At 66.5% G+C, this 15,429-nt stretch carries 12 protein-coding genes; 2 read left to right on the top strand and 10 right to left on the bottom strand.

Annotation, left to right across the window (positions count from 1 at the left end; genetic code table 11):
• The first annotated feature begins 120 nt into the window (after positions 1–120).
• A complete protein-coding gene (locus tag ACYAF3_RS17685; protein WP_003092567.1) occupies positions 121–462 on the top strand; it encodes an FKBP-type peptidyl-prolyl cis-trans isomerase in 342 nt (113 codons plus the stop codon).
• Between the two features lie 86 nt (positions 463–548).
• Here ACYAF3_RS17685 and ACYAF3_RS17680 read toward each other — a convergent pair whose 3' ends face one another.
• The 3 genes from ACYAF3_RS17680 to ACYAF3_RS17670 all read right to left on the bottom strand — a co-directional run bounded on the left by ACYAF3_RS17680 (position 549) and on the right by ACYAF3_RS17670 (position 2,532).
• The gene (locus ACYAF3_RS17680) at positions 549–1,790 is read right to left on the bottom strand and encodes an MFS transporter (RefSeq protein ID WP_010793373.1); all 1,242 of its coding nucleotides are present in this window, start codon (positions 1,788–1,790) and stop codon (positions 549–551) included.
• Positions 1,791–1,937: 147 nt separating this feature from the next.
• Complete coding sequence (armR, locus tag ACYAF3_RS17675) at positions 1,938–2,099, bottom strand: MexR antirepressor ArmR (RefSeq protein ID WP_003100689.1); 162 nt, start codon at positions 2,097–2,099, stop codon at positions 1,938–1,940.
• A gap of 7 nt (positions 2,100–2,106) precedes the next feature.
• Positions 2,107–2,532, bottom strand: a complete 426-nt coding sequence (locus tag ACYAF3_RS17670; protein WP_003100688.1) for a hypothetical protein — start codon at positions 2,530–2,532, stop codon at positions 2,107–2,109.
• Between the two features lie 204 nt (positions 2,533–2,736).
• On the opposite strand from ACYAF3_RS17670, the gene nalC reads away from it, so the two are divergent.
• The gene (gene nalC / locus ACYAF3_RS17665) at positions 2,737–3,378 is read left to right on the top strand and encodes an efflux system transcriptional repressor NalC (protein ID WP_003109635.1); all 642 of its coding nucleotides are present in this window, start codon (positions 2,737–2,739) and stop codon (positions 3,376–3,378) included.
• A 12-nt stretch (positions 3,379–3,390) separates the two neighbouring features.
• Here nalC and ACYAF3_RS17660 read toward each other — a convergent pair whose 3' ends face one another.
• The 7 genes from ACYAF3_RS17660 to ACYAF3_RS17630 all read right to left on the bottom strand — a co-directional run bounded on the left by ACYAF3_RS17660 (position 3,391) and on the right by ACYAF3_RS17630 (position 15,345).
• Complete coding sequence (locus ACYAF3_RS17660; protein ID WP_003100685.1) at positions 3,391–3,741, bottom strand: hypothetical protein; 351 nt, start codon at positions 3,739–3,741, stop codon at positions 3,391–3,393.
• Between the two features lie 188 nt (positions 3,742–3,929).
• Positions 3,930–5,036: an NADH:flavin oxidoreductase/NADH oxidase gene (locus ACYAF3_RS17655; protein WP_003113836.1), complete on the bottom strand. Its 1,107-nt coding sequence runs from the start codon at positions 5,034–5,036 to the stop codon at positions 3,930–3,932.
• Between the two features lie 169 nt (positions 5,037–5,205).
• A complete protein-coding gene (lasB, locus tag ACYAF3_RS17650; RefSeq protein WP_003100682.1) occupies positions 5,206–6,702 on the bottom strand; it encodes a M4 family elastase LasB in 1,497 nt (498 codons plus the stop codon).
• A 286-nt stretch (positions 6,703–6,988) separates the two neighbouring features.
• On the bottom strand, positions 6,989–8,704 hold the full coding sequence (gene recJ, locus ACYAF3_RS17645) for a single-stranded-DNA-specific exonuclease RecJ (protein WP_003100681.1): 1,716 nt from the start codon (positions 8,702–8,704) through the stop codon (positions 6,989–6,991).
• A gap of 43 nt (positions 8,705–8,747) precedes the next feature.
• Entirely contained in the window at positions 8,748–9,287 is a 540-nt protein-coding gene (locus ACYAF3_RS17640) for a YaeQ family protein (protein ID WP_003092594.1), read from the bottom strand.
• A 106-nt stretch (positions 9,288–9,393) separates the two neighbouring features.
• Positions 9,394–10,086 carry a phospholipase D-like domain-containing protein gene (locus tag ACYAF3_RS17635; RefSeq protein ID WP_003100680.1) on the bottom strand — a complete coding sequence of 231 codons (693 nt, stop codon included), beginning with the start codon at positions 10,084–10,086 and terminating at the stop codon, positions 9,394–9,396.
• A gap of 18 nt (positions 10,087–10,104) precedes the next feature.
• Positions 10,105–15,345, bottom strand: coding sequence for a DNA repair ATPase (locus ACYAF3_RS17630; RefSeq protein ID WP_128669562.1), 5,241 nt, complete (start codon positions 15,343–15,345; stop codon positions 10,105–10,107).
• Positions 15,346–15,429: the final 84 nt, after the last annotated feature.

Below are 15,429 nucleotides of genomic sequence, written 5' to 3'. Positions count from 1 at the left end.
CGCGGGCATGATGCCCGTGCCGCGGACCGCCTGGCAATGCCCTGATCCGTCGGCTCGGCGACAGGCGGCGCGCTTGCTGGCAGAATCGCGGCTTTCCGCAAACCGCGCAGGTACCGCCCCATGAACGACCGACTGCAGATCGAAGACCTCCTCCTGGGCGACGGCAAGGAGGTAGTGAAGGGTGCGCTGATCACCACCCAGTACAAGGGCACCCTGGAAGACGGCACGCTGTTCGACTCCTCCTACGAGCGCGGCCGGCCATTCCAGTGCGTGATCGGCACCGGACGAGTGATCAAGGGTTGGGACCAGGGCCTGATGGGCATGAAGGTCGGCGGCAAGCGACGGCTGTTCGTCCCTTCCCACCTGGCCTACGGCGAACGGCAGGTCGGCGCGCACATCAAGCCCCATTCCAACCTGCTGTTCGAGATCGAACTGCTGGAAGTGCTCACCCGCGACGACTGAGCCGAGGGACGGCGGCGGCCTCTGGCCGCCATGCGCAGGACGAATAGTCGCTCGACTATCCGCCCTGCACGAAGCCGGTTTCTCTTCTAATCCGCGGGCCGAGCCGCGGAACCCGTGGCAATGGCGCGAGGCAGGCCGTCCAGCGCACGCAGCAGGCAGAACCCCAGGACGGCCCCCGCCGCGCCCGCGACCAGCATCAGGCCGATCGCGCCCGACCAGTCGAAACGGCTGACGATCAGGCCGATCAGCAAGGGGCCGATCACCTGCCCCAGGTAGTTGCCCTGCATTACCCAGCCGATGGCCAGTGGCGTCAGCGAAGGCGCGGGCGAGGCCAGCGGCGCGGTCGCCAGCACGGTGGTGGGGAGCATGCCGGCGACCGCCGAGAAGACGAACCCCAGCGCAATCGCCAGGAGCCCCGGCATCGCGGCATGGAAGAACGCCGCACCGGTGAGTCCCATCAGGATCGCGGTGCTCGCCAGCAAGGCGCCGGGACGTATGCCGCGGGAAAGGATGAAACCCGCCGCGACATTGCCCAGGGCGTTCGCCGCGACGATGGCCGCGCCGATGAGTCCCGCAGTCTCCAGGGCGACACCCAGGCGCTGCATGAGGAACACGGGGAGGAACGTCATCAGGGCGAAGAACTGCAGGTTGTAGGTGGTGAAGCCGAGCGCCAGCAGGGTGATCGCCGGAACCTTGAGCAACGTGCCAAGACCGGCCGGCCTCACGCCTGCCGCCCTGCACCCATCGTCGGCAGGGACGCTGAGCGGCAGCAGCAGCGCCGCGACCAGTACCAGCAGTGCGCTCAGTTGCCAGTCGGCACGCCAGTCCGCGAGCAGCGGCCCGAACAGCATCGAGAGGGCGATTCCGCCTGCCATGAAGGTGCTCCACAGACCGAACACCACGCTGCGCCGCGTCTCGCTGGTGATCCTGTGCAACACGGCGGGCGCCGCCACTACCACGATGAGGAAACCGAGCCCCTCGACGAAGCGAGTGGCAAGCAACCAGGCGAAGTCCTGCATCGACGCACCGAGGAGGCTCGCCCCGCCGAGAATCGCCAGCCCACCGGTCAGCAGCCGGCGATCTCCCCAGCGACGCACCAGGAGGCCGGCGGCGATGCCGCCGAATACGCCGACGAACGGAAAGGCGGACATGATCCAGCTCAGCGCGGCGAGGTCGCCGCCGAAGCTCCGTTGCAGCGACGGCAGGGCGATGGTCGCCTTGCCGACATGCAGGGCAGCGGCGATGCCGGCGAAGATCACATTGGCAACTGCCAGCCATCGCGGGCTGGCCTGGGGGTGCGGACGAGCGAGAGTGGACGGGCTATCCATCGTTGCCTCCGGGCATGGAGTGGCGCCCGGCAAGATCGCCAGACGCTCTGCGCGGATTCTGATAGCTCAAGTTAACTTGAGGTAAAGAGCCCAGGAATCAAACGATGTGTTCCATCGCCCGCACCAATGGCAATCCGGCACGCCCGCTCAGTAGAAGTGCTCGCCGTAGAGGTCCCAGGCATTGCGCCGGGCTGCCCGGCGCAGCTGCTCGGTGTAATCCCGCCGGCCGACGGCGGATCGTCCCGAGCTGGCAGCGACAGCTTCGGTCTCGGTGCGGGACGGTTTGTTGCGCGGAGTGTTCAGGGACATGGCGGCGTCACCAGTTCATCCCCGTCGCCGGCCCGCTCAGCAGTGCCTTCGCCATGCCGCGGGCGGACGCCAGGTCCGGCGCCACGCTCACCGGCGGGCCGTAGACAGCCTGCAGCACCGGCGCCAGTTGCTGCAGGTCGGCGAGGTTGTCCGGCTGGCCGTTAGCACTGAGCAGGATGCCCCGGCAATGCTCGACGAAGCGCTGGCGATTTTCCTTGAGCCACAACACCAGGCGCTTGCGCGCCTGCTGGTCGCCTTCAGCTGTTTCCTGCGGGAGCGGCGGATAGACCAGGGCGAAATCGCGCTCGACGGCCAGCAGCGCCTCGACCTCCTCCAACCAGCGCTCGACATCGGCCAGCTCGCGGGGCATCTCGCGGACCTGGACCAAGGGAAAGGCATCGATATCCAACAGGCTCTTAGCGGGGGCATTCATGGGGGGACTCCTGCGGGGAGGCAAGGCGGAGGAATGAGCGGAAGTGCTTGCCAAAACAGTACTGTACGATACAGTTCTTAAATGACCAGCGTCAACCCTAACGAGAAACGCTCTCAGCAAACCGCCTGGAGGCTTGAACGGACCGTCCCGACGGCCCACCATGCGCACCTTCCGACCGCCACCCCGCGAGGCCCGATACCGCTCATGAACGATGCTTCTCCCCGTCTGACCGAACGCGGCAGGCAACGCCGCCGCGCCATGCTCGACGCCGCTACCCAGGCCTTTCTCGAACACGGTTTCGAAGGCACCACCCTGGACATGGTGATAGAACGGGCCGGTGGTTCACGGGGGACCCTGTACAGCTCCTTCGGCGGCAAGGAGGGCCTGTTCGCCGCGGTGATCGCCCACATGATCGAGGAAATCTTCGACGACAGCGCCGATCAGCCGCGCCCCGCCGCCACGCTGAGCGCCACCCTCGAGCATTTCGGCCGGCGCTTTCTCACCAGCCTGCTCGATCCCCGCTGCCAGAGCCTCTATCGCCTGGTGGTGGCGGAATCCCCGCGGTTTCCGGCGATCGGCAAGTCCTTCTACGAGCAGGGGCCGCAGCAGAGCTATCTGCTGCTCAGCGAGCGACTGGCCGCGGTCGCTCCCCACATGGACGAGGAAACGCTCTACGCGGTGGCCTGCCAGTTTCTCGAGATGCTCAAGGCCGACCTGTTCCTCAAGGCCCTCAGCGTGGCCGACTTCCAGCCGACCATGGCGCTGCTGGAAACCCGCCTCAAGCTGTCGGTGGACATCATCGCCTGCTACCTGGAACACCTGTCGCAGCGCCCCGCGCAGGGCTGAGCGACGCGCCGATCAGGCGGAGGGCGGCAGCGCCTGGCCCGGCAGTTCGGTGAGGTGGATCTCGGTGACCAGGGGTTCCTGGCGCGGCAGGGTACGTTCGAGCAGGGGTGAGAAACGCGCCAGCGCGCCGATCAGGTCCCACTGGGTCTCCAGGGCGGCCCCCAGCTCCGAGAGTTCGTTCAGGACCCGATGACCGACCCGTTGCAGGCGTGGCTCTTCGCTCTGGCTGAGCTCCACCGAAAGGTGCGCCAGCATGGTGGTCATGTTGTTCATGTTGCGTGTCGCCAGGACCAGGATATTGGCCAGCAGGGCGACATCGCTGTCAGGCAGGGAGGCGTGGGGAGAACCGGCGTTGGCGTGCATGCGAGCATCCTTTCTCGAAGTGCGGTCCGGAGCGAACGTCGCGGGAGAATAACATCATATTGCCATTACGCAATATCTCCCACGAAACGCTCAGGTTGATTTCCTGATGCCAGGCAGACCGCCAAGGTCGGCAAAGGTTTCCATCAGGTGGGCCGCCAGCGCCTCGCCGCGCCGACGGCCCCGACGGCTCACTGCATTTCCAGGGATTTGCGCGGCGGCGTGCTGCGATGAGCGGCTCGCAGGTACTGCGGCGGCCAGGGCATCTGCTCGTTGCGCAGTTCGTCGGCGGCGTGCAACGGCCAGTACGGATCGCGCAGCAGTTCACGGGCAAGCAGGATCAGGTCGGCCTGACCGGTGCGCAGGATATGCTCGGCCTGCACCGGCTCGGTGATCATGCCCACCGTGCCGCTGGCGATGCCGGCCTCCTTCTTCACCCGTTCGGCGAACTCGGTCTGGTAGCCCGGTCCTACCGGGATTTCCGCATTTGCCGCGGTACCGCCGGAAGACACGTCGATCAGGTCCACGCCCAGGTCCTTCAGGTGCCGGGCCAGTTCCACGGTCTCGTCGGGGTTCCAGCCATCCTCCACCCAGTCGGTGGCGGACAGCCGCACGAATAGCGGCAACTCTTGCGGCCAGGCCTTGCGCACCGCGGCGGTGACCTGCAGAAGCAGGCGGATGCGGTTCTCGAAGCAGCCGCCGTACTGGTCGCGACGCTGGTTCGACAGCGGCGAGAGGAACTGATGCAACAGGTAGCCGTGGGCCGCATGCACCTCCGCGACCTTGAAGCCGGCAGCCAGGGAGCGCTCGGCGGCGCGTACGAAGGCCTGCACCAGCGCCTCGATCTGCGCCTCGCTCAGGGCCTCGGGGGTCGTGTGCTGGGGATCGAACGGGATCGCCGACGGCGCCACCGGTATCCAGCCGCCGTCGCCGATCGGCACGCTGCCGTGCTTGCCCAGCCACGGCCGCCAGGTACTCGCCTTGCGCCCGGCGTGGGCCAGCTGGACCCCGGCGACCGCGCCCTGGGACTCGATGAAACGGGTGATGCGATGCAACGGCTCGACATGCGCGTCGCTCCAGATGCCGAGGTCGTCAGCGGTGATGCGCCCCTCGGGCAACACCGCGGTGGCTTCGACTATCACCAGGCCGGCGCCGCCCACCGCGCGGCTGCCCAGGTGCACGAGATGCCAGTCGTTGGCCAGGCCCTCCTGCGCCGAGTACTGGCACATGGGCGATACGGCGATGCGGTTGGGCAAGGTGATTTGACGCAGGCTAAGAGGCTCGAACAGCAGACTCATGGCAGGACTCCCGGTCGGTCTTGGAATAAGTGCTCACACCTGAACTTTAGACCGGGTTCGCGGAGGCCAACGGCCCAAGCGACATAAAGCAGCCGCCCTCCTGGCGGAAGACGGCTTGAGCGACCCCGACCGGCATTCCTTCCTGGAGTGCCGGCCGGGACCACCGAGCTTACAACGCGCTCGGGCAGGTCACGCCGACGGTGCTGAACGCCCGGGTGACGTCAGCCGCCGAGTAGTTGCGGTTCTGCGCCGAGCGAATCACCCCGCAGGCGCCGCTGTTGTAGTTGCTGGTGGCGGTCCAGTAGTAGCGGTTGGCGTCGACGAACACCTCGAAGGCCTTGCGGGTATCCCAGCCCGGCGAATTGGCCAACAGGTAGAACGCACGGTTGTACACGCCGCTGGAGTGGTGCACGTCGATGCCGTTGTAGTACTGCGACGCGTTGTCGATGGATCGCCCGTCGCGGCTGGGCTGGTCCATGTAGCGCAGCGCACCGCTGCCCTTCTTGATGTCGTAGCCGATCAGGAAGTCGTTCTTGCCGCGCATGTAGAACTCGGCTGCCTCGCCGGCCATGTCGGAGAACGCTTCGTTCATTCCGCCTGATTGCCCGCGGTAGATCAGCCCGGAGTTCTGCTCGGTAAAGCCGTGGCTGACCTCGTGGGCCGCCACGTCCAGCGACACCAGCGGATAGAACATGGTGGCGCCGTCGCCGAAGAGCATCGCCGTGCCGTCCCAGTAGGCGTTCTCCACGCTGCGCCCGTAGTGCACCTTCATGTACAGCTTGTGGGTCAGCGGGCTGGTGCCGAACCAGTCCCGGTACAGTTTGAACACCACGCCGCCGAAGAAATGCGCGTCGTTCAGCGGCGAATAGGCGCCGTTGACCTGCTTGTAGGTGTTGGTCGGGCAGGCGAAGCGGAACGGCGTGGTCTTGCTGTCGTCGGTGCTGCCGTTCATGTCGACGGTGATGACGTTGCCGTCGTCCATCTCGCAGCGGTCGTTGACGATCAGCGGACCGTAGTCGCTACCGTAGGTGTACTTGCCGATCTTCTGGTTGCCGCCGGGGCCGCCCGCCTCGGCGTGGGCCAGGCCTTCCCACTGATCGAGCACTTCGCCGGTCTTGGCGTCGATGACGAAATGCGGCCGCGACAGTCCCTCGCCGGGAATCAGGTAGGAGACGTTGTAGACCAGTTGGGCGATGTTGTTCTCGCCCAGGCGGATCACCAGTTCCACTTTGTCATTCTCGGTCTTGCGGCCCTGGGCCTTCAGGCTCTTGGCCTGGGCCAGCACCTGCTCGGCGGATACCGCCGCGGTGGTGCTGCCCGGCAGGTCGGCAGCGATGTTGGCGACGAAATGGCCGCTGCGCTGCGCCGCCACGCTCTTGCCGGGACCCTTGACTTCGGTGATGGCTTCGCCGACCACCCGTACGCCGTTGTGGAATTGCTCGTAGCGGGTGACCTGCTTGCCGTTGGGCAGGGTCGTGCTGCGGATCGCTTTCAGTTCGTCGGCACCGCCAGCGCCGACCGCGGCTTGCAAGGTGACCGGGCCGGGCGCGCCCTGGGCAGCCTTGCTGGGGAGTTTGGACACGTCGATCAGGTCGGCGGCAAAAGCGGCCGGCGAAACACCCATGATCGCAACGAACAACAGGTCAAGCGTAGAAACCTTCTTCATCTTGTTCAGTTCTCCTGGTTTTTTCAGGCCGAAGTACTCGGCCGACGCTTACCGCCGCCTTGTGGGCTGATCGGAACAGCCGTATCAGTCCTTCGGGTAGAAGGAACTGCACTCCCCTGGCTCGGTCCCGTTTTCGACGGTGCTTTCGTGTACCAAAAAGAACCCGCGGCCAAACCTGCCAGAACTGGCAGGTAGCCTTGATTTCGCCGGAAATCTGTATGTTTTCGCTGGAATAGCTAGCAGAAAAGCAGGTGGCAGCTAGGTTGCCCCCAGCTCCGGGACGCGCTCAGCGAGGGGCCATGTGGACGATCATCAGTTGCACGCTTTCCTGGCCGCGGAATTCGTTGACGTCGAGCTTGTAGGCCAGCTCGGCCCAGCGCACGGTAGGGTTGGGCCACTGCTCGCGGTCGATGTTGAAGGCAATGCCATCCAGTTGCAGCGAGCCGCATTCGCTTTTCAGCACCAGCTTCAGGTGACGCTCGCCGACGATCCGCTGCTGCACCAGCTGGAACACCCCGTGGAACATCGGCTCGGGAAAGTGCTGGCCCCAGGGACCGGCCTGGCGCAACGCGCGCGCCAGCTCCAGGTGGAACTCCTGGATGCTCAACTGGCCATCGGAGAGCAGGCGCCCGGCCAGGTCCTCCTCGGCCAGTTGGCGGCGTACTTCGGCATCGAAGGCGGCGGAGAAAGCGCCGAAGTTTTCCTGCGGCAACGATAGTCCGGCAGCCATCGCGTGGCCGCCGAACTTGCTGATCAGCCCGGGATGACGGGCGGCTACCGCGTCCAGCGCGTCGCGGATGTGGAAGCCGGGAATCGACCGTGCCGAGCCTTTCAGGCTGCCGTCGCCGGCATCGGCGAAGGCGATGGTCGGCCGGTGGTAGCGCTCCTTCAGGCGCGAGGCGAGGATTCCGATCACGCCCTGGTGCCAGTCGGCGTCGAACAGGCACAAGCCGAACGGCAGTTGCTCCAGGCTCAGCTCCTTGAGCTGCGCCAGCGCCTCGCGCTGCATACCCTGCTCGATGGCCTTGCGGTCCTGGTTCAACTGGTCGAGCTGCACCGCCATGTCGCGGGCCAGCGCTTCGTCGTCGCAGAGCAGGCATTCGATGCCGAGGGACATGTCGTCGAGCCGACCCGCCGCGTTCAGGCGCGGACCGAGGATGAAACCCAGGTCGGTGGAGGTGATCCGTACCGGAGGCCGCCCGGCCACCTCCAGCAGCGCGCGCAAGCCCGGCCGGGCGCGGCCGGCGCGGATGCGCGCGAGGCCCTGGTGGACCAGGATGCGGTTGTTGGCATCGAGCGGCACCACATCGGCGACGCTGCCCAGCGCCACCAGGTCGAGCAGCTCGGCGAGGTTCGGTTCCTTCAGCCCGCGCCGGGCGAACCAGTCCAGCTCGCGCAGGCGCGCCCGCAACGCCAGCATCACATAGAAGATCACCCCGACCCCGGCCATGGCCTTGCTGGGGAATTCGCAGCCCGGCTGGTTGGGGTTGATGATCGCATCCGCCGCCGGCAGTTCCGGGCCAGGCAGGTGGTGGTCGGTGACCAGCACCTTGAGCCCCGCGGCTTTCGCCGCCTGGACGCCGTCCACGCTGGAGATGCCGTTGTCCACCGTCACCAGCAGGTCGGGACGCTTCTCCAGGGCCACGCCGACGATCTCCGGGGTCAGGCCGTAGCCGTACTCGAAGCGGTTCGGCACCAGGTAATCGACCCAGGCCGCGCCGAGCATGCGCAGGGCCAGCACGCCGACGCTGCTGGCGGTGGCGCCGTCGGCGTCGAAGTCGCCGACGATGAGAATCCGCTGGCCGCCCTCCAGGGCGTCCACCAGCAGCGCCACGCCCTCCTCGATGCCTTTCAGCCGCTGGTAGGGAATCAGCCGCGCCAGGCCCTTGTCCAGCTCCTCGGCGCAACGCACGCCACGAGCCGCGTACAGGCGCGCCAGCAATGGCGGAAGGTCGCCGAGATCGGGCAGGGTTTCGGGCAGGGGGCGGGGTTCGATACGCATCAGGTCACTCGTTCGGCTCGACGGAAGGAAACGGCGGCGGCGATCAACGCTCGCCCTGCAGCCACTCCAGCTGCAACTCGTGCTGGCCGTTCTCGTCGGTGACGAACAGGGTGCCCTCGCTGATCATCACGGTCCAGTTGATCGAACGCGGCAGGTCGCGGGACAGGCTCTCCAGGGGTTCCTGGGGCACTGCCGCGACGTTGATGTTCTTCAGGCTGCGCACGCTGTCCAGCACCTTGGTCTGCCAGACCCGCAGGTTGCCATAGGCGAGCAGGCTGAAGCGCTCGCAGCGACGCGAGCACCAGGTGATGCGCTCGGCGTCCGGCTGGCCGACTTCGATCCAGTGCAGGACCCGGCCGTCCAGGCTCTTTTCCCAGAGCGCCGGTTCGTCCACGTCCGACAGGCCACGCCCGAAGGCGATCTGCTCGCCGTACCACAGCACATAGGCCAGCAAGCGCACGGCCAGGCGCTCCTCGGTCTCGGAGGGGTGCCGGGCCACGGTCAGGCGCAACGTCTCGTAGACCCCGCGGTCCAGGTCGGTGAGGGAAATATCGGCTTTATAGGGCGTGGATTGCAGGGCCATGGGAATACCGGCGTGGGAAGCGAAAGGGCGCAAGTCTAACCTGAAACCCGCCCGCGTGCGGTCCGCCGGCCGACCGCCTGCCCTGCCTTTCTCGCGTCGCTGCCGCTCAGCGCGGGGCGTAGCGGCCCCAGAGTTCCTCGAACTCGCGCCGATAGGCGCCGATCAGCACGGCGTCGTCGGTTACCAGCAGGTTCTCTTCGTTGTTGACGCTGGCGCTGCGGGTCCAGTTGAAACTGCCGTTGAGCAGCCAGGCGCCATCCACCAGGGCGAACTTGTGGTGCATGTGGAAGGGACTGTCGTCGATTCGCAGCGGCACGCCGGCCTCGCGCAGCGCATGGATGTCGCTGCCTTCGTCGAACTGCTTGTCATCGTCGCTGATGATCCGCACCGGAACGCCGCGCCGATGGCAGGCCAGGATTTCCGCACTGAGCTGGTCGTCGGAGATGGTGAACACGCAGATGTCCAGGCTCTGCCTGGCCTGCCGGCACAGTTCGCGGATCTTCCGCCGACACTCCTCGCCGGGACTGAAATAGGCGCTGGCGCGGCTGCGCGGCGGCGCCGCGGTAACCTCCAGGGTGCGCACCACCTGCTCCAGCCACTTCAGAGCGGCTATCCGTTCGCCCTGCTCCTCCAGGAGGACCAGCTCACGCACCAGGTCGAAGGCACGGTTGCGCAGGAAACGCACTTGGTCGGGTGCCAGCTCGCTGCCCAGTTGGCGCAGTTCGTCCCGCTCCTCGTTGCTCAGTTTCAGATCGGCCAGGCTGTCGCGCAGCTGGCGGTCCAATCCGTCGAAGTCCATTTCCCGCTCCTCGTGTCCTCAGGGTTGATCGTTCTCCAGCGGCCTCTGCTCGCCGCCCAGCAACCGGCCCAGTTCGTCGAGGCGGCTGGATATCTCGTTGATGCGGTTGTGCGTGCGCAGGTCGACGTCGATCTTGCGGTCCATCACCTTGATCAGCGGCAGGAAACTGTCCTGCAGGCAGGCGGCAAGGCTCTCCAGCACCTGCTGCACGCCCGGCTGCGCAGGCGCCGTCACCTCGACGTTCAGCGCCGGCGCACCCTGGCCGAGCTGGCGCAATCCAGCCAACAACTCGTCCCAGGGCGCCGGTTGTACCGGCTGGGGTTCGCGAGCCAGGCCACGGACGCTTTCCACAAGGTCGTTGAGCTGCGCAACCAGCCGTCCGCCGACGTCGGCGTCGCTGCCGCCCATGGACTTGTTGCGCAGGAAGTCACGCTTGATCTGCGCCCAGCGCTCGGCCTGCTCGGGGCTCTGGTTGCCGCGCAGTTCGGCGAGCTTCAGCAGGTTCTCCTCGGCTCCGGTGGTCAGCAGTTGCGACTCGCCCTGGTAGTGGTCGGCGATCAGTTGCAGCAGCTCGGCATCGTTCATCACCGCGGAGATCTTCTCCGCCATCTTGTTCATGTTGCGGTAGCTGCCCTGCAGCTTGAACGGCGGCTCGCTGCGGTACTGGTCGGCCTGGGCGGCGCTGGCGATGTACTGCTGGTTGACCTTGAGCACCACGTCGCGCACCTGCATGAGGCGTTGCAGGGTGCTGCTGATCTCGTTGATCTCGGCACCGCTGTAGCCGTGGGCCAGCTCGTTGCTGGAGAACGGCTTGCCCTCGGCCTTGGCGACGAAGCGATAGACGTCGGCCATGTCGCGGGTGGCCAGCGGCGCGAGAACCGGGTTGGAGGTCAGGGCGTTCTCGATGTAGCTGAGGGAGAACGCCTCCTGCATGCCGCTGAGGGTGTCGCCGAGGTTGTAGATGTCGGCGCGGTTGGCGAGCATGTCGGGAATGCGGAAGACCTCGCCGGACTCGGTGTAGGGGTTGCCCGCCATCACCACGCAGAACTTCCGCCCACGCATGTCGTAGGTCTTGGTCCGGCCCTTCCACACCCCTTCCACCCGGCGCGTGCCGTCGCAGAGGGAGATGAACTTCTGCAGGAACTCCGGATGGGTGTGCTGGATGTCGTCGACATAGAGCATCACGTTGTTGCCCATCTCCAGCGCCAGGTTGAGCTTCTCCAGTTCCTGCCGCGAAGTCGCGTCCGGCGCCTGCCCGGGGTCGAGCGAGCGCACCTCGTGGCCGAGGGCAGGACCGTTGATCTTCATGAAGATCAGCCCCAGGCGGTGCGCCACGTACTCCATCAGGGTGGTCTTGCCGTAGCCTGGCGGGGAGATCAGCATCAGCAGGCCCATCAGGTCGGTGCGCTTGTTCTCGCCCACCGTCCCCATCTGCTTGGCCAGGTTGTCGCCGATGACACCCAGGTAGACGTCATTGATCAGCTTGTTGCGAACGAACGAGGACAGCGGTCGCGGCTTGAACTCGGCCAGGCGCAATGCCTCGCGCTCGTGTTCGACGATCTCCTGGCGCAGCGCCTGGTAGCGCCGCAGCCCCGGCAGGAATTGCTGGCGATGGCGACGCAGGCGGCCGAAGAAGTCGTCCACCGCCAGCGCCAGGCCGCGTTCGAAGATGCGCGGATGCTCGCCCATCAGGCCGTCGACCTGGAAGCGCAGGTCGACCTCGGTGATCCGTCGTGGCATCTCCTCGTCCAGCAACGAGAGCGCCACCGCCTCGTCCAGGTAGGCCGCCAGCGGCTGGAACTCGGCGTCGCCACATAGTCCGCGCAGCCAGTTGCCGGCCAATTCCCACTGGGCGGCGGGCCGCTCGCCGAGACGCTCCAGGGTCTGCCGGTAGTCGTCCCATAGACGCGCGCCTTGCAGGCGCAGCTTGAGTCCTTCCTGCAATTGCCGGGCATATTTGCTGAAGGTGAATTCGGGACGCTCGGCGGACAATTCCCAGACCAGGTACTCGGCCGCCTCGTCGATATGCTGCGGGTCCAGCGCGATGGGCTGTTCGGCGAGCAGCGCACGCATCGCCACGGCCACTTCGCCGCGAAGGGCGAGCAGGCCGTCGTCACGACCGAACATCTGCTGGATGCTGCGGCTGCTGCGTGCCCGCTCGGGCCAGCCGGCGACTTCCCGCTCCTCGCGCCGGCGGCTCCAGAACAGGCTGGCGAAGGCCCGCGCCGAGGGTGCGTAGCGTAGCAGTCCGGCGCTCTCGCGCAACGGCAGCAGGCGAACCAGGATCGCCGCCGCATCGTGGTCGTGAATGCCTTTCTCGTAGCCCTCCTTGTAGCGCGGTGCGGCGAAATCGCGGATCGCCCGCGCCAGCTCGTCCGGCTGCGCCAGCAGCGCCTGCAAGCGCTCCAGGCTGAAGCCATCGCAGCCCGCGTCGGCGGCGGCGAGCACTTCGCCGGCGAGATATTCGGCGCGGTACAGCGTCTCCGATTCGGATTCCAGGTTCACCTGCCAGAACTCGCGCAACTCATTGAGCCGCGGGTCCTGCAGCGGTTCGAGGAAATCGGTGCCGGTCAGGTGCAGGTACAGCGCGTCGCCGCGCGGCATCAGGGTCAGGTCGAGTTCCTGGGTGTTGACGCTGAAGCGGTGGCGCGGGCCCAGGCGGATGACGTCGCCGCCCTCCTCGAACAGCTCGCTCTTGTCGCGCAATGCGCGGACCGCCTGGTCGCGCGCGGCCTTCAGGCGCGCCTCGACGTCGTCGGCCTTGACGCTGTCCTTCAATTCGCGAAGACGTTCGGCCAGTTCGCGCAACTTGAGGATCAGCGGGTCGGCGGCGAAGAACGCGTTCAGTTCCTCCGCCTGGGTGAAGCGCGCGGTGCGTCGTTGCAGGCTGTCGAGAATTCGCCGGGCGGCGTCGAGCAGTCCCTGGGCCTTGCGCTGGCGCTCGTCGAGCAGGGTCTGCTTGTGCGCTTCGAAGGTTTCCAGCAGCTCCTCGCGCTTGGCCAGGATGTCGCCGAGGAACTGCTCATGGTCGCCGAACTGGCTTTCCAGTTCCTCCAGTTGCACCAGCAGGCGCGACAGTTGCTCGTCGCAGCGCTCGGGGTCCTGGGCCTGGGCCAGGGCGTTGGTGATGCCCTGGCCAAACAGTTTGAACTGGGCGCCGAACTGGGCCACGGTCTCGCTCGAACCGAGTCCCTTGCGCCGCTGCTCGGCGCGCGCCTTGGCCTGGTTCAGGCGGGCGTAGATCTCCGAGATCGACTCGATGATGCGGGTCCGCTGGGTCGCGTCGTCGATGCGCAGCGAAGCCATCAGCGAGGACAGCATGTCGAGGTCGCCGGCCATCGCCTCCAAGGCCGCCAGCGGCTCGCCGAGCTGGGCCACGGTCTCGGCTTTCTGCGCCTCGCCATCGAGGCTCTGCAGGCGCTCCAGCAAGGGCTGCAGGGCCTGTTCGCTGGCGAGGAAGGTCGCGGTGGCGGCGGCCACCCGCTCGTGGGCCGCGAGCAGTTCGGCCTCCATGGCGTCGAGTCGCGCCACGTCGATGTAGCGGTACTCGCGGATGGTCAGCAGCAACCCACGCTGGGCGGTGATGCCATTGAGCCCGTCGACGAACTGCTGCACCCGGTCCCAGCCGTCGGGCAGCAAGCCGGAGAGCAGCGCCTTGTGCCGCTCCTCCGCGTCGATCATCGCCTGGGCCGACTGGCGGCGGATACTTTCGACCTTCTCGTACTCGTCGAGCACCAGCTCGGCGGTCGCCGCCACTTCGCGCAACAGCGGCGCCAAGCCGTCCAGTTGGTCGCTGCCGAGCCAGTGGTAGACGTCGAACAGGCGCTGGGTGTTCTGGCACAGCAGCGAGTAGCGCTGGATCGAAACCGCCGGGGTCTCGATCTCCCGGCACAGGTCGTAGAGGTCGGAGACGCCGCGCACCAGCTCGGCATTGCCGATCCGCCCGAGAAAACCGCTACGCGCCGGTTGGCGGGCCGCGTACTCCTCGGTGCAGAACGGCGTCTGCCAGACCTGCATCGGATGGATGCGGGTCGGTTCCTCGCCTTCGGCGGCGAAGATCACCATGCGCCCGTCCTCCAAGCGCGCGTAGCCGTGGCCGAACAGCGGATTCTGCAACTGGCGGTTGATCAGGTTGTAGGTGAGCAGCACGTTCCGCCCCTGCTCGGGATGGTAGAAAACGTACTGCACGTCCTCGCCGTTGGGCGAGCGTACCGAGCGCTTGAAGCGCATGCCTTCCATGGATTGCTCGAAGGTGCGGTACTCGCCGTTCTGCAGGTAGTAGCCGCCGGGGAAGATGATCCCGTGGTCCTCCGGCAACTGGATGCAGGCCAGGCCGATGGCGTCGATGCGCTCGACCTTGCCGGTCAGGCTGTTGAACACCAGGTAGCGCCACTGCTCCTCGCGATAGGGCAGGACCTTGAGCAGCAGCAGGCTGCCGAGGCGGGCGAACTCAACCTGCGCGTCGTCCAGCGACTGGGTCTTGTCCATCACCTCTTCGCGATAGATGCCCAGGCCGACCTCGGTGTTGTTCTCGACCTTGATGGTCAGGTCGCCGCCAATGGTCTCGACGAACAGGGTGTCGAGGATGTTCAGATGCGGGAAGCGGCCCTCCACCACCATCTCGCGGGTAGCCCGCTGCCATTCGAAGTCGAACGGTGCCGGCAAGGCGATGTCGCGCTCGCCGCGGTTGTCGATGTAGCGGACTTCGCTGCCGTCGCTGGAGATCGACCAGCGGAACACGCGGATGTCGGTGATCCGCTCGCCGATCTGGAAGCTGGCCAGCAGCTTGCCGTCGCGGATCGCCAGTTGCAGCAGGCGGGTGTTCTTGTAGTAGGTGTAAAGCTCGTTGAAGTCGTTGACGAAGCCCGGCGCGGCGAGAAAGCTGTCCCCCAGTGGCACAGGCTCCGCCTCGTAGCCTTCGCTGCCCTCCACCAGGCGGTAGAGGGAGAACACGTCGGCCACGCCGGTTTCCTTGCGCAGGCCGATGAACACGTTGTAGCCGAACAGCAGGCAATCGCCGACCTGGACGATATCGCGGGCGATGCAGTTGTTCTCGGTACGGATGCGGACCCGGCCGATCACATCCATCTGGCTGTCGCCGAACTCCTCCAGGCGACTGGCGTTGAGCCTTTCGGCGGTCTGCCGCAGGCGCAGGCCCTGCTCCAGCAGGCGCTTGTGCAGCACCTCGTAGGCGCCGCCCTCGGCAACGGCCTTGTCCAATACGTCCTGCGCGGGAGTTGCGGCTTGAGTGTCCGACATCCTGGTCTTCCTGGGTCTACGGCGGTCATCGATGGAAACCGGCCCGAGCGGCCTGCCCCGGGCGCAGCCAACAGGCCACGCCAG

The organism is Pseudomonas sp. TZ252, from assembly GCF_056110345.1.
The sequence above is the reverse complement of the archived record's forward strand: the minus strand, read 5'-3'. Positions and strand labels throughout refer to the sequence as shown.

Coding starts and splice junctions, on each gene's coding strand:
- ACYAF3_RS17670 (WP_003100688.1), bottom strand. CDS start 2,532: ATGAATGCCCCCGCTAAGAGCCTGTTGGATATCGATGCCTTTCCCTTG.
- recJ (WP_003100681.1), bottom strand. CDS start 8,704: ATGCGTATCGAACCCCGCCCCCTGCCCGAAACCCTGCCCGATCTCGGC.
- lasB (WP_003100682.1), bottom strand. CDS start 6,702: ATGAAGAAGGTTTCTACGCTTGACCTGTTGTTCGTTGCGATCATGGGT.
- ACYAF3_RS17655 (WP_003113836.1), bottom strand. CDS start 5,036: ATGAGTCTGCTGTTCGAGCCTCTTAGCCTGCGTCAAATCACCTTGCCC.
- ACYAF3_RS17660 (WP_003100685.1), bottom strand. CDS start 3,741: ATGCACGCCAACGCCGGTTCTCCCCACGCCTCCCTGCCTGACAGCGAT.
- nalC (WP_003109635.1), top strand. CDS start 2,737: ATGAACGATGCTTCTCCCCGTCTGACCGAACGCGGCAGGCAACGCCGC.
- ACYAF3_RS17630 (WP_128669562.1), bottom strand. CDS start 15,345: ATGTCGGACACTCAAGCCGCAACTCCCGCGCAGGACGTATTGGACAAG.
- ACYAF3_RS17680 (WP_010793373.1), bottom strand. CDS start 1,790: ATGGATAGCCCGTCCACTCTCGCTCGTCCGCACCCCCAGGCCAGCCCG.
- ACYAF3_RS17640 (WP_003092594.1), bottom strand. CDS start 9,287: ATGGCCCTGCAATCCACGCCCTATAAAGCCGATATTTCCCTCACCGAC.
- ACYAF3_RS17635 (WP_003100680.1), bottom strand. CDS start 10,086: ATGGACTTCGACGGATTGGACCGCCAGCTGCGCGACAGCCTGGCCGAT.
- ACYAF3_RS17685 (WP_003092567.1), top strand. CDS start 121: ATGAACGACCGACTGCAGATCGAAGACCTCCTCCTGGGCGACGGCAAG.
- armR (WP_003100689.1), bottom strand. CDS start 2,099: ATGTCCCTGAACACTCCGCGCAACAAACCGTCCCGCACCGAGACCGAA.